Source organism: Rhodococcus sp. Chr-9 (genome assembly GCF_000801125.1).
Lineage (GTDB): Bacteria > Actinomycetota > Actinomycetes > Mycobacteriales > Mycobacteriaceae > Rhodococcus > Rhodococcus pyridinivorans.
Genome location: NZ_JTIZ01000071.1, coordinates 49,185 through 62,042, shown reverse-complemented (window position 1 = coordinate 62,042; position 12,858 = coordinate 49,185). Strand labels below are relative to the sequence as shown.

15 protein-coding genes are annotated in these 12,858 nt (G+C 68.2%); 8 read left to right on the top strand and 7 right to left on the bottom strand.

All coding sequences use genetic code 11. The annotated features are described in order from the left end of the window. Positions 1 to 76: 76 nt before the first annotated feature. Positions 77 to 151, bottom strand: coding sequence for a 50S ribosomal protein bL37 (locus QR64_RS28830; RefSeq protein WP_022597109.1), 75 nt, complete (start codon positions 149 to 151; stop codon positions 77 to 79). 95 nt (positions 152 to 246) lie between these two features. On the opposite strand from QR64_RS28830, the gene QR64_RS07780 reads away from it, so the two are divergent. Both QR64_RS07780 and QR64_RS07775 read left to right on the top strand, forming a co-directional pair. Beyond that, positions 247 to 462 (top strand): biotin/lipoyl-binding carrier protein, encoded by a 216-nt coding sequence (locus tag QR64_RS07780; RefSeq protein WP_006550234.1) that lies wholly within the window; start codon positions 247 to 249, stop codon positions 460 to 462. A gap of 34 nt (positions 463 to 496) precedes the next feature. Next, positions 497 to 1,972: a sensor histidine kinase gene (locus tag QR64_RS07775; RefSeq protein WP_039584795.1), complete on the top strand. Its 1,476-nt coding sequence runs from the start codon at positions 497 to 499 to the stop codon at positions 1,970 to 1,972. Positions 1,973 to 2,052: 80 nt separating this feature from the next. On the opposite strand, the gene QR64_RS07770 is transcribed toward QR64_RS07775, so the two are convergent. Next, on the bottom strand, positions 2,053 to 2,307 hold the full coding sequence (locus QR64_RS07770; protein WP_006550236.1) for a WhiB family transcriptional regulator: 255 nt from the start codon (positions 2,305 to 2,307) through the stop codon (positions 2,053 to 2,055). A 271-nt stretch (positions 2,308 to 2,578) separates the two neighbouring features. Further along, complete coding sequence (locus tag QR64_RS07765; protein ID WP_039584794.1) at positions 2,579 to 3,517, bottom strand: diacylglycerol/lipid kinase family protein; 939 nt, start codon at positions 3,515 to 3,517, stop codon at positions 2,579 to 2,581. 47 nt (positions 3,518 to 3,564) lie between these two features. Here QR64_RS07765 and QR64_RS07760 point away from each other — a divergent pair, with 47 nt between their 5' ends. Further along, on the top strand, positions 3,565 to 3,987 hold the full coding sequence (locus QR64_RS07760) for a hypothetical protein (protein WP_024101488.1): 423 nt from the start codon (positions 3,565 to 3,567) through the stop codon (positions 3,985 to 3,987). Between the two features lie 6 nt (positions 3,988 to 3,993). Here QR64_RS07760 and QR64_RS07755 read toward each other — a convergent pair whose 3' ends face one another. After that, positions 3,994 to 4,479, bottom strand: coding sequence for a GNAT family N-acetyltransferase (locus QR64_RS07755; RefSeq protein WP_006550239.1), 486 nt, complete (start codon positions 4,477 to 4,479; stop codon positions 3,994 to 3,996). A 74-nt stretch (positions 4,480 to 4,553) separates the two neighbouring features. Here QR64_RS07755 and QR64_RS07750 point away from each other — a divergent pair, with 74 nt between their 5' ends. After that, a complete protein-coding gene (locus QR64_RS07750) occupies positions 4,554 to 5,354 on the top strand; it encodes a ParA family protein (RefSeq protein WP_039584904.1) in 801 nt (266 codons plus the stop codon). Positions 5,355 to 5,410: 56 nt separating this feature from the next. Here QR64_RS07750 and QR64_RS07745 read toward each other — a convergent pair whose 3' ends face one another. Both QR64_RS07745 and QR64_RS07740 read right to left on the bottom strand, forming a co-directional pair. After that, on the bottom strand, positions 5,411 to 6,616 hold the full coding sequence (locus tag QR64_RS07745) for a hypothetical protein (protein WP_019288484.1): 1,206 nt from the start codon (positions 6,614 to 6,616) through the stop codon (positions 5,411 to 5,413). A 4-nt stretch (positions 6,617 to 6,620) separates the two neighbouring features. Continuing rightward, complete coding sequence (locus tag QR64_RS07740; RefSeq protein WP_019288483.1) at positions 6,621 to 8,285, bottom strand: DEAD/DEAH box helicase; 1,665 nt, start codon at positions 8,283 to 8,285, stop codon at positions 6,621 to 6,623. 206 nt (positions 8,286 to 8,491) lie between these two features. Here QR64_RS07740 and QR64_RS07735 point away from each other — a divergent pair, with 206 nt between their 5' ends. Together QR64_RS07735 and QR64_RS07730 are read left to right on the top strand one after the other, a co-directional pair. After that, complete coding sequence (locus QR64_RS07735; protein ID WP_006550243.1) at positions 8,492 to 9,196, top strand: ferritin-like fold-containing protein; 705 nt, start codon at positions 8,492 to 8,494, stop codon at positions 9,194 to 9,196. Positions 9,197 to 9,253: 57 nt separating this feature from the next. Beyond that, positions 9,254 to 9,484 (top strand): DUF3107 domain-containing protein, encoded by a 231-nt coding sequence (locus QR64_RS07730; protein ID WP_006550244.1) that lies wholly within the window; start codon positions 9,254 to 9,256, stop codon positions 9,482 to 9,484. Between the two features lie 120 nt (positions 9,485 to 9,604). Here the strand turns inward: QR64_RS07730 and QR64_RS07725 are convergent, their stop codons facing one another. After that, complete coding sequence (locus QR64_RS07725; RefSeq protein WP_006550245.1) at positions 9,605 to 10,261, bottom strand: TetR/AcrR family transcriptional regulator; 657 nt, start codon at positions 10,259 to 10,261, stop codon at positions 9,605 to 9,607. A gap of 194 nt (positions 10,262 to 10,455) precedes the next feature. On the opposite strand from QR64_RS07725, the gene QR64_RS07720 reads away from it, so the two are divergent. Together QR64_RS07720 and moeZ are read left to right on the top strand one after the other, a co-directional pair. After that, the gene (locus QR64_RS07720; protein ID WP_373922158.1) at positions 10,456 to 11,514 is read left to right on the top strand and encodes a DUF3152 domain-containing protein; all 1,059 of its coding nucleotides are present in this window, start codon (positions 10,456 to 10,458) and stop codon (positions 11,512 to 11,514) included. An 89-nt stretch (positions 11,515 to 11,603) separates the two neighbouring features. After that, a complete protein-coding gene (gene moeZ, locus QR64_RS07715) occupies positions 11,604 to 12,836 on the top strand; it encodes an adenylyltransferase/sulfurtransferase MoeZ (protein ID WP_052227241.1) in 1,233 nt (410 codons plus the stop codon). The last annotated feature ends 22 nt before the right edge of the window (positions 12,837 to 12,858 follow it).

Genomic DNA, 12,858 nt, shown 5'->3' with positions numbered 1-12,858 from the left:
CGTACCGAGTCCTGGGTGAGACCCCCGAACGTGACAGGGGCCGGAAAGCTGCTGCTTTCCGGCCCCTGTCCGCGTCTCAGGCGTTGGGACGCTTGCCGTGGTTGGCGGCGTTACCCTTGCGGCTGCGCTTCTTGCGACCTCGCTTACCCATGGTGGGATCTCCTTTCTCGTTCATTACAGTGTTTCACGTGCGGTCGAGTGGTCCTGTCGGCAGGTCCGCCGCCGGAGCGTGAAACGAGGTGTTCGATGGCGGAAGACGTACGCGCGGAGATGGTATCGACCGTGTTCGAGGTCGTCGTGCGAGAGGGTGACGTGGTGGCCGAGGGCGACACGCTGGTGATCCTCGAGTCGATGAAGATGGAGATTCCCGTGCTCGCCGAGTCGGCGGGCACCGTGACCTCCGTCGGAGTCTCGGTCGGGGATGTCATCCAGCAGGGCGACCTCATCGCCGTGATCTCCTGACAGCGGGTATCTCCTGAGTACGAAAGCGGTTCCCGTGTCCACACTCAGTTCGTTGCTCGCGAGGTACACGAATCTTCCGGGCGCGGCCGTCGATCACCTCCAACGTGTCGTGGGCGAGTGGCAGTTGCTCGCCGACCTGTCGTTCGCCGACGTCCTCCTGTGGGTCGACGCGGCGCCGTCCGGAATCGTGTGCGTCGCACAGTGCCGACCCACCACCGCCTCGACGGTGATCCCCGAGGACGCCGTCGGCACGCTCGTCTCCGACAACGAACATCCTTACGTCCGTAAGGCTTTCGAAACCGGAGAGATCGTCGACGTCAAGTCGTCCCCGGGCGCCGGGATCAACATCCGTCAGGCCGTGCCGGTGCGCTGGGACGGTCGGGTCGTCGCGGTGCTCAGCCGCGACGCCGCCCGCGTGTCGCGGCGGTCGGCCAGCGCGCTCGAGACGGCCTATCTCGAATGCGCCGACGACCTCTACCGGATGATCAGCGAGGGCACTTTCCCGACGCCCGAGGCGCGCTCGGACACCAAGTCGAGTCCGCGTGCGGGCGACGGATTCATCCGGCTCGACCGGAAGGGCAAGGTCGTCTACGCGAGCCCCAACGCGCTGTCGGCCTATCACCGGATGGGTCTGAACTCCGACCTGATCGGTCAGGATCTCGTCGAGACGACCCGCGCACTGGTCACCGATCCCTTCGAGAGTCGCGACGTCACCGACTACCTCCGCGGGGCCGTGGAGGGCCGTCTGGGGCAGCGCATGGAGATCGAGGCACTCGGGGCCACCGTTCTGATCCGTGCGTTGGTCCTGAACCCGGGAGGGAAGATTCGGGGCGCCGCGGTGATCGTCCGCGACGTCACCGAGGTCAAGCGACGCGACCGGGCACTGCTGAGCAAAGACGCGACCATCCGCGAGATCCACCACCGTGTCAAGAACAACCTGCAGACGGTCGCCGCGCTGCTGCGACTGCAGGCGCGCCGAACCGGGAACGCGGAAGCCCAGCAGGCCCTGGGGGAGGCGGTCCGTCGCGTGACATCCATCGCCCTGGTCCATGAGGCGCTGTCGATGTCAGTGGACGAGGAGGTCGATCTCGACGGTGTGTTCGACCAGCTGATCCCCATCGTCGTCGACGTGTCGACGGTCGGCAGCCAGATCCGGGTGGTGCGGGAGGGGAATCTCGGCGTGTTCCCCGCGGATCGCGCCACGCCTCTGGTCATGGTGCTGACCGAACTCGTCCAGAACGCCGTCGAGCACGCCTTCGATCCGGGCGTGAACGGCACGGTCACCGTCAATGCCCAGCGTTCGGCCCGCATGCTCGACGTCGTGGTCCGCGACGAGGGGAAGGGTCTTCCCGAGGGGTTCAGCCTCGAGGCGTCGAACCGGCTCGGTCTGCAGATCGTCCGGACCCTCGTGGCTGCCGAGCTCGGCGGATCGTTGGAGTTGACGTCCAACGAGGTCGGCGGGACCGATGCACGCCTGCAACTACCGCTGGGCAAGGTGCCGGTCGCCTGATCGTCCTTTCGACCGTGCACGTAAGAAGGCCCGGCCTCCCCCGTAGGGGAGCCGGGCCTTCGAACGTCTATCGGAGTTGCTCAGACCGCCGTACGAGCGCGGGTGCGGGCGTTGCGACGCTTGAGGGCGCGGCGCTCGTCCTCGCTCATACCGCCCCAGACGCCGGCATCCTGGCCGGATTCGAGCGCCCAGGAGAGGCATTCGGCGGTGACGGGGCAACGGTTGCACACGAGCTTGGCATCCGCGATCTGCGCGAGAGCCGGGCCGCTGTTTCCCACGGGGAAGAACAGTTCCGGATCCTCGTCGCGGCAGATGGCCTTGTGGCGCCAGTCCATGCTTCTACTCTCCTTCGATGGTGCGTGTGCACCGGCTGATTGGTCAATGCGTGTTCACGCCTGTGGCACGGAGTGTTTCCGCGCGGTTACTTGTGAATGCTTTCACGAACGAGCGTGGAGTCAATAGAATCGACCACGATCGTGGGGAAGCTCACGCTGGTGTGGGCTACGAGTTCGCCGATCCCTCTTTCTACTCCCCTCGAGCCGAGAAGGTAGTGGCAATCACAGAATTCGTGCTTCTCTTTCTGTCGCTGTCCCGCTGGGGGGATCGTCAGCGGGGCGCGACGACATCGAGGATCGACGCCACGGACACGAACTCGACCTCGGTCCGGAGTCCGAGATAGTCGCCGTCGACCTGAAGTCCGATCGGGCGCGAGGCCCGGGCGCGCACGCGCGCGACATCGTCCGCACGCACCAGATGCGGCGACGCCGGCTCGCCGCGGGCGGCCAGAAGTTGTCTCACCACCCGCAGGCTCGGAAGTACCCGGGTCGTCGTCATAGCAAACACGCCCAAACCGGTGTCGAACGAGGTGCCGGGATTCGTGTGCACCGGCCGGGACTCGAGATAGGTCCACGGACTCGAGTTCGACACGAACGCATAGTGCACCCCCGAAACAGGTTCGGATCCGGGCATCTCGAGCGTGAGCGCCGGTTCGGCCCGCTTCGACGCGAAGAACCGGGCCACCGCGTGCCGCACGTAGCGCGCCGTCGTCACCTTCTTGCCCTCGGCGCGGCTCAGGTCTATGGCCTCGCACACCTGGGCGTCGAGACCGAGGCCCGCGTTGAAGGTGAACCACCGCCCGTCGCAGTGGCCGAGGCCGATCCGGCTGGTCCTGCCCTCCTGCAACGACTCGAGTACCTGCTCGGTGGCCTCGAGTGGATCGGCGGACAGTCCCAGGGATCGCGCGAACACGTTCGCCGAGCCGCCGGGCACCACCGCGAGTCGCGGCAGGGTCGGATCGGCGCCTCGGTAGGGGGAGGGGCCGAGGAGGCCGTTGACGATCTCGTTGACGGTGCCGTCGCCACCGTGCGCGACGACGACGTCCATCCCGTCGGCGTGCGCCGAACGCGCCAGTTCTGCGGCGTGCCCGCGGTGGGTCGTGTGCGCGACGGTCAGCGCGAGCCGGCCTCTCAGGGCGTGAGCGAGGCGGTCGCGACCGGCCGGGGTGGTCGTCGTCGCATTCGGGTTCACGATCAGCAGGGCGCGCACGGAACATCAGCCTAAGTGGTGCCCGGCGGGTCCACTACGCTGGACGGGTGCCTCTCGAAACACCTCGCAGCAGCGTTCCGTCGACCGTGCGTGCCGCCGGTTGGCTCGTCGTCCTCGAGGGCGTCGTCGCGATGGGATTCGCGGTGTACTCGATCATCCGCGCCGCCTCGGGCGAACACGATCAGTCGGTCACCAATGGCTACGGCTTCGCGCTGTGGCTGTTCATCCTGTTCGGCGGGGTCCTGGCCGGCGGGATCGCGCTCGTGCGCGGTGTGCGCTGGGGACGTGCCGTGGCGATACTCGCGCAGCTGTTGTTGCTGCCCGTGGTGTGGTCGCTGCTGACGGACTCCCACCAGCCGGTCATCGGCACTGTGCTGGCGCTCGTCGTGGTCCCCACGCTCGTGCTGCTGTTCAGCCCGCCCACGTCGCGGTGGCTCGCGCACGAGTACGCGCCCGACGTCGACGAGTGATCCGGCTCAGCTGCCGAGCGCTTGCAGGGCGGGGCCGCTGAGCCTGAAGGTCGTCCACTCGTCCTGCGCGACGGCACCGAGGGATCGGTAGAAACCGATGGACGGCTCGTTCCAGTCCAGCACCGACCAACTCAGGCGGGTGTAACCGCGCTCCACGCATTCGTGGGCGAGCGCCGCGAGCAGTGCCCGTCCGTGTCCCTTGCCGCGGTGTTCGGGACGGACGAACAGATCTTCGAGGTAGATCCCGTGCACGCCGTCCCACGTGGAGAAGTTCCGGAACCACAACGCCACCCCGACGACCCGGCCTTCGGTGCCGTCCTCTCCGGATTCCTCTGCGACGTGCGCGTACACCGAGGGCTGCGGCCCGAAAAGAGCCTCGTGGATCTGCTCGGGCACCACGGTGCACTCGTGCCGGGCCTTCTCGTATTCGGCGAGGTCGTAGATCAGCCCGGTGATCGCGGGGACGTCCTCGGGTGTGGCTCTGCGGATCACGGCGGGCTGCCTCCTGCGGTCTCGTGGGCGGATTCACCTCGCGCTGCGCCGCCGAGTGCGCGAGGATCGGGGTCGTGGCAACGGTACTTGCAGTGGCAAATCAGAAGGGTGGCGTCGCCAAGACAACCACCGTCGCGTCGTTGGGGGCCGCGCTGTCGGCGCTGGGCCGGCGGGTGCTCGTCGTCGATCTCGACCCTCAGGGGTGCCTGACCTTCTCTCTCGGGCACAACCCCGACAAGCTCGAACGATCCGTGCACGACGTGCTCGTGGGCGGTGTCGAGACGAAGGACGTTCTGCTCGATACCGCGGAGGGGATGTCGCTGCTGCCGGCGACCATCGACCTCGCGGGTGCGGAGGCGATGCTGCTCATGAAGCCGGGGCGTGAATACACCCTGAAGCGGGCGTTGGCGTCGGTGGAGGACGACTACGACGTCGTCGTCATCGACTGCCCGCCCTCTCTGGGCGTCCTCACCCTCAACGGGCTGACCGCGTCGCGGTCCGTGCTCGTTCCGCTGCAGTGCGAGACGCTCGCGCACAGGGGAGTCGGGCAGCTCCTGCGCACGGTGAACGAGGTGAAACAGATCACCAATCCGGATCTCGAGCTGCTCGGCGCGCTGCCGACCCTGTACGACTCGCGGACCACGCACAGTCGCGACGTGCTCGCCGATGTCTCCGACCGGTACGACCTGCCGGTGCTGGCCCCGCCCGTACCCCGCACGGTCCGCTTCGCGGAGGCTTCCGCCTCGGGCGCGACGGTGCTGGCGGGACGCAAGAACAAGGGCGCCGAGGCGTACCGGGCGCTCTCCGAGAACCTGCTGCGCTACTGGTCGGGGGAGGCGGAACTCGAGACTTTCGAGACCGCCGTCGCGGACTGAGACGTCAGCACCGACCGGGACGGCTCGCTTTCAGCACCGACCGGGACGGCTCGCCATCAGCGCAGTGCCACGAGCTCATCGCCGCGTTGCTCGACCACCACATTCCCCGCGACGGCGACGTTCACCGTGGAGACCGTCCCGCGCTCGACGTCGATGCGCGGGCCGGGTTCACCGGTCCGTGAGTCGACTCCCACGAGGGCGTCCTCGACGGGAAGGAGCAGCGAACCGGCCATGATGTCGCCGTTGCCGAGAGTGTCCTCGACGGTCCACTGCGGGGCGAAATCGGTGGTGGACAATGCGACGGTGTCGCGGCCCGTCCACCACACGAGCACGCCGCCGCGCTCGAGGGCGGGGTCGTCCGATTCGCCGGCAGGACGCGGCAGGGCGTGCGTGTCGAGGAGGACGCCCTCGCTGTCGAAGACCTCGATGCGCGGCCCGTCGTTGTCGTCCGGGGCCAGGTAGACCGCCGTGCGGTCGCCGACCACCGCGACGATGCGGGAGTCCCCGCCCGCTTCCGGCAGCACCGACGACGCGAACTCCTCGGGCTTGGTGCTGTCGTCGGGGGTGGGATCGAGAAGGGTGAGCCGATTGGTCGGCTCGTTCGCGCACTGCTCGAGCACGGCCAGCACTTCGGCGCCCGAATCCGCCGAGCGCAGTTCGCAACCCGATCGTGGCTGCGCGTTCGGGTTCACCGGTGCGTCGACGCGCCCGTACTCGACCGTGCGCACCAGATCGGAGCGCCACATCTCGAGACGTGACTCGCCGAAGGCGATCAGGTGCGAACCGGCGCCGACGACCCGGATCGGATCGTCGGCGTCGCTCGACCGTTGCGCGCCCCGAGAGCCACTGCCCGAGTCGAGCGCGGTGACCTGACCGCATCCCCGCGGGCCGCGATAGACCGAGACCACGTCGCCCCAGGCCTCGGTGACCGCGCACAACGCCCGGTCGCGGTCGTACCGCCAGCGTTCCTCGCCGGATTGCGGGTCGCGGCCGACGACCGCACCACCGTCTGCCGTGGCGACCGTGCCGCCGGACACCACCGGTGCGGTCGTCGCCGTACTCGGAGCACGCCACAGTTCGGCGAGCGTGCGCGGAAGAGATTGCGCGGCAGCGAGAGTGGGGACAGGGCCGTCCCAGGTGGTCGACGTGGTGCCCCGCGCATCCGAGTTCAGCCAGACGACACTCGCCGCCACCAGAGCGGTGACGACGAGTGCGGCTGCGACGAGAAGGTCGGTGCGGGTGCGGCGCTCGGGCGCGAGCACGTGGTTATCGGGCAGACGACGTCGAGACCGCTTCCACGTTCGACGTGTCCTGCTGCTCTGCGCGACCGGCCGGGCCCTCGCCCGAGCGGGTGCGACGGCGACGACGGCGACGACGTGCCGGAGCGGCCGCCCCGGTGTCCTCACCCGTCTCCGCTGCGGCAGGCTCGTTCTCGGCCTTCACCGAGTCGTCCGAACCGGTTGCGGCCACATCCGTTGCGGAGCCGTCGGCAGACTTTCCGCGGACGGTACGACGGCGGACCCGGTTGCGCTTCGGGCGGGATCCGCCCTCGCGCTCGACGCGCTCGCGCTTCTCACCGTTCTCCGAGGCGGCGGGAGCGGCCTTGCGGACGCGTCCGGTGGCGTCGGACGGGATGTTCAGCTCCTCGAACAGGTGCGGGGAGCTCGAGTAGGTTTCGATCGGATCCGGGATACCGAGATCGAGAGCCTTGTCGATGAGCTGCCAGCGCGGCACGTCGTCCCAGTCGACGAGGGTGATCGCGATACCGGTGCGTCCGGCGCGACCGGTACGGCCGATGCGGTGGACGTAGGTCTTCTCGTCCTCGGGGCACTGATAGTTGATGACGTGGGTGACGTCGTCGATGTCGATGCCGCGGGCGGCGACGTCCGTGGCGACGAGCACGTCGATCTTGCCGCTGCGGAACTTGTCGAGTGCCTTCTCACGCGCGATCTGACCGAGGTCGCCGTGCACCGCGCCGCACGCGAAACCGCGCTCGACGAGGTCGTCGGCCACCTTCTGCGCCGTGCGCTTGGTGCGGGTGAAGACCATGGTGGCGCCGCGACCCTCGGCCTGCAGTACGCGGGCGACGAGTTCGGCCTTGTCGAGTGCATGCGCCCGGTAGATGAACTGCTGGGTGCGCTCGTGCACGGCCGACGATTCGGCCTCCTCGGCCCGGATGTGCGTCGGGCGGTTCAGGAACGTGCGGGCGAGGGTGATGATCGGGCCGGGCATGGTGGCCGAGAACAGCATCGTCTGACGACGGTCGGGGACCATCGTGAGGATGCGCTCGATGTCGGGCAGGAAGCCGAGGTCGAGCATCTCGTCGGCTTCGTCCATGACGAGCACGCCGATCTTGCCCAGGATCAGATGGCCCTGGTTGGCGAGATCGAGCAGACGGCCGGGAGTACCGACGACGACGTCGACACCCTTCTTCAGTTCGTCGATCTGCTGCTCGTAGGGGCGCCCACCGTAGATCGACAGGACCTCGAGGCCCGACTTGCGGCTGCCGGGCAGGTACTTGGAAGCGTTCACGAGGTCGTTGGTGACCTGGATGCACAGCTCGCGGGTCGGGACGATCACGAGTGCACGGGGAGTGCCGTCGAGGGTGGTCGTGCCGGAGCCCTCGGTGGCGATGCGATGCAGGAGCGGAACTCCGAAGCCGAAGGTCTTGCCCATACCCGTACGGGCCTGCCCGATGAGGTCGTCGCCGGCGAGGGCCAGCGGCAGGGTGAGTTCCTGGATCGCGAAGGTGCGTTCGATGCCGACCTCGGCGAGGGCGCGGACGATCTCGTCGCGGACACCGAGTTCGCCGAAGGTGGGGGGTACGTGGGTGGAGTCGAGTTGTGCGGAGACGGTCGTTTCGCTCGCGTCGTCTTCGTGGTCGATGGTGATCTTGCTCAGGGGTCCGGCCTTCCTGGTCTCGGCACGCACGCACGAGGGGGAAAGGCGACCGGCCTGCACCTCAGCGCGAGCGGTTTCCACCAGGCTCGGCGAAGCGCGGCAGCGATCCGCAGTTCGGGTGCGCGCACATTATCTGGGAAGCTCGCGGGCCACGGTCGGCGGCTCGAAGCGCGGGCTTCCCGATCCATTGTACCGGTTCCGGCGCATTCCACGAGGTAGTACTACGCTTCGTCGTCATGGGAGCCGATACGCCGCAGTCCACCTCCGAGTCCGGCACGACGCCGGGCGGACCCGCAGTCCCCGCCGATCACCCCGGTGTCGCAGAGCTCTTCGCGTTGCTCGCGTACGGCGAGATCTCGGCGTTCTACCGGCTCGCCGAGGACGCACGGTTCTCCCCGTCCCTGCGCGGGCGGGTCGCCCTCGCAAGCATGGCAGCTGCGGAGATGAGCCATTTCGAGACGCTCCACACCGCGCTCACCGATCGTGGTGTGGAGATCTACGCGGCGATGGAGCCCTACCGCAAAGCCCTCGACGCCTACCACGCCTCGACCACTCCGTCGACGTGGCTCGAGGTTCTCGTGAAGGCATACGTCGGTGACAGGATCGCCGCAGATTTCTACTGTGAGATCGCCGACATGCTTGCTCCCGAGGTGTCCACGGTGGTCCGAGAGGTCCTCGCCGAGACCGGCCACTCGGAGTTCGTGGTGCATGAGGTCCGCGAGGTCGTCGAGCGCAGCCCGCTGCAGAAGGACCGCCTGATGCTGTGGGGACGCCGGCTGCTCGGCGAGGCCATCACCCAGGCGCAGTACGTCCTCGCGCAGAACGAGGAACTCGCCGAGCTGGTGATTCTCGCGTCCGGTGACCTGGCGAACATCGCCGCACTGTTCGATCGCATGCAGGTCGAGCACGCCGAGCGGATGTCGGTGCTCGGACTGCATTAGCCTGGGGCTGATAGCAGTACCAGCTCGGTTTCAATGCATGAGAATCGGAGGTCCACCGTGGAGGTCAAGATCGGCGTCGCGGACAGCCCGCGCGAAGTTGTCGTCGTCAGCGACCAGACGCCCGACGAGGTGGAGAAGCTCGTCCGGGCCGCGTTGAACGGCGCCGACGACGGGGTGCTCGCCCTTGTCGACGAGAAGGGCCGCAAGGTTCTCGTGCAGGCCGCCAAGATCAGCTACGTGGACATCGGTCCTGCCACGCTGGGCAAGGTCGGCTTCGCCGCCAACTGAGAGCGACCGACGAGAACGGGCCGGGGCATGTCGCCCCGGCCCGTTCGTCGTTCTCGGTATGTGTCGTCAGCGACGACGGTGCTCATATGTCGTCAGCGACGACGGTGCGCCTCTGTGTCGTCAGCGACGACGGAGTTCCGGCTGCAGCGGCACGTGCTTCAGACCGCCCCAGGCCAGCGCGACCGTGGTGTCCACCGCGTCCTCCTTGGGGATCGGGCGTGCGGCGTCGAGCCAGTAGCGTGCGGTGAACTGGCTCGTTCCCACCAGGCCGACCGCGAGGATGCGGGCCCGGTACGGATCGAGACCGGAGTCGTGGCTGACGAGGTCGAAGACGGCGTCGACGCACGCCTCGGTGGCCTGCTCCACTCGCCGCGACACCTGCGGTTCGCCCATCAGATCGGATTCGAAGACGAGCCGGAATCCCTGGCTGTCGTTGTCGACGAAATCGAAGAAGGCCTGCACTGCGGCGCGCACGCGCTGACGGTTGTCGGTGGTGGACCGCAGGGCCTGGCGTACGCCGTTGATGAGGGTGTCCACGTAGTTCTGGAGCACGGCGCAATACAGTTCGAGCTTGCCGGGGAAGTGCTGGTACAGGACGGGCTTGCTCACTCCGGCACACTCGGCGATCTCGTCCATGCCGGCCGAGTGGTAACCGCGTGTGACGAATACCTCGCTGGCAGCCTCGAGCAACTGGGCACGACGCTCGTCACGCGGCATCCGGGCGCCCCGTTTGCCGTTGGAACCCCGGCCGGATGCTCGTTCGGTGACGTCGGTCATGCTTACTCCCAATCTGCACTACTTCCGAACGTGGCCTGTACCACCTCGGCGCTCCTCGTCTCTGCACGTTACAGGTGAAGTCGCGTGTCGAACGGATCGGCCTACCGCCCAGTATCCGTTCCCGGTGCACGAATGGGAGCGCAGGTTCGGCGCTTCGGATATCGAAATGGTCTCGATATGACATCCTGACATCCGTGATCGAGCGTGGAGGAGTGCGCGAGAGCAGGGGCCCGCAGGGCTCCTCGCCGACAGATCCTTCCCCGACGCTGCCCGGTTCGTCCCGGTCGCGAGGAACGGAACGACCCGAGGTGGGTCGCCGGTCGCACCAGCCCCTGCGTGCCGTGTGGGACCCGGTGGGACGGCCGGACCGGCCGCCGCGCCGACCGCGACCCGAACGGGACGTCCGCAAGCAGACCCGCGTGGGCAGGTTCGTCGCCACCTACGGCTGGCGCGCCTACGCCGTTCCGATCCTCGCCGTCGTGACCCTGATCGTGCTGTGGGACGCCGCGCGTGGCGCCGGAGCGGAGGAGCCCGCCGACCAGACCGACGCGAGCGAGGTCACCGAGATCATCGTCGAGGCCCCGCAACCCGAGGGAACCTTCCCCGAGTCGCTCGAGTCCGGTGCGCTGCCGGAGGGCGGCCCATTCACGGAGGTCGGTGCGCGGGAGTGGCGGGTCGTGCCCGGCACCACGGGTCAGGTCGGCGCGGGGCAGACCCGTGTGTTCACCTACACGGTGGAACTCGAGGAGGGCATCGACACCACCGGCTACGGCGGCGACGCGGCCTTCGCGTCGATGGTCGACCGGACCCTCGCCGACCCGCGCAGCTGGATCGGCGACGAGGCGGTCGCCTTCCGCCGGATCGACACCGGCGAGCCGGACTTCCGGATCTCCCTCACTTCGCAGATGACCATTCGCGAAGGATGCGGCTACGACATCCCGCTCGAGGGATCGTGCTTCAACCCCTCGATGGAGCGGGTGTTCCTCAACGAAGCGCGGTGGGTGCGCGGGGCCGTCGCCTTCCAGGGCGACATCGGGTCGTACCGCCAGTACGTCGTCAACCACGAGGTCGGCCACGCCATCGGCCTGGCGCAACACGATGCCTGCACCACCGACGGCGGCCTCGCGCCGATCATGATGCAGCAGACCTTCGGCACCGCCAACGACGACATCGCGCGCTTGGACCCGGGCGGCACGGTCCCCGCCGACGGGGCGCGGTGCCGGTTCAACCCGTGGCCGTACCCGCGGGCGTAGGCGCCGGTCGGGGTCGACGGGCCGGGCGGAGTCGACGGGCGAGGTGGGGGTCGACGGGCGGAGTGGGGGTCGCAGCAGGGAATGGCACCATGGACGGTGACGCAGGACGCATCGCGACAGGAGAACCCGTGACCGCAACGGCACCGTCGACGCGCCGATCCCTTCCGCCGCTGGTGGAACCCGGCCCGGAGCTCGGTCACGAGGAGGTCGCGCGGTACAGCCGTCACCTGATCATCCCGAATGTCGGGGTCACCGGCCAGCGTCGCCTGAAGAACGCGCGGGTGCTGTGTATCGGCGCCGGCGGCCTGGGTTCGCCCGCCCTGCTGTATCTCGCGGCGGCGGGGGTCGGCACGATCGGCATCGTCGAGTTCGACGACGTGGAGACGTCCAACCTGCAGCGCCAGGTGATCCACGGCCGCTCCGACGTCGGACGGCCCAAGGCGGACAGTGCCCGCGACAGCATCCTGGCGATCAACGACGGTGTGACTGTGCGCCTGCACGAGACGCGCCTGGAGTCGAGCAATGCCGTGCAGCTGTTCGAGCAGTACGACCTCATCCTCGACGGCACCGACAACTTCGCGACCCGCTATCTCGTCAACGACGCCGCGGTCCTCGCGGGCAAGCCCTACGTGTGGGGATCGATCTTCCGTTTCGAAGGCCAGGTGTCGGTGTTCTGGGAGGACGCCCCGGATGGGCGCGGCCTGAACTACCGCGACCTCTACCCCGAGGCACCGCCACCGGGGATGGTTCCCTCCTGCGCGGAGGGCGGGGTACTCGGCGTCCTGCCCGGCACGATCGGCACCGTCATGGCGACCGAGGCGATCAAGCTCATCACCGGGATCGGCGAGCCGCTGCTCGGTCGCCTCCTGATCTACGACGCGCTCGCGATGTCGTTCCGGACGGTGACCCTGCGCCGGGATCCGGGACGGGTGCCCGTCACCGAACTCGTCGACTACGAGGCCTTCTGCGGGATCGTTCCCGATGCCGCCGCGTCGGCTCGCTCGGCCGTCACCCCCAGCGAGTTGCGCCGGATGCTCGACGAGGGCCGCGACATCGCGCTGATCGACGTGCGCGAACCCGTCGAGTGGGAGATCGTCCGCATCGACGGTGCCCGGCTCGTGCCGAAGGACCGCATCCTCTCCGGTGAGGTCCTCGCCGACCTGCCGCAGAACACGCCGATCGTGCTGTACTGCAAGACGGGAATCCGATCGGCCGAGGCGCTCGAAGTGCTTGTGCGAGCCGGATTCTCGGACGCGACACATCTGCACGGCGGGGTGATCGCGTGGGCGCAGCAGGTGGATCCCTCGCTACCGGTGTACTGACGGTGACCTCGTTGTGACCTGA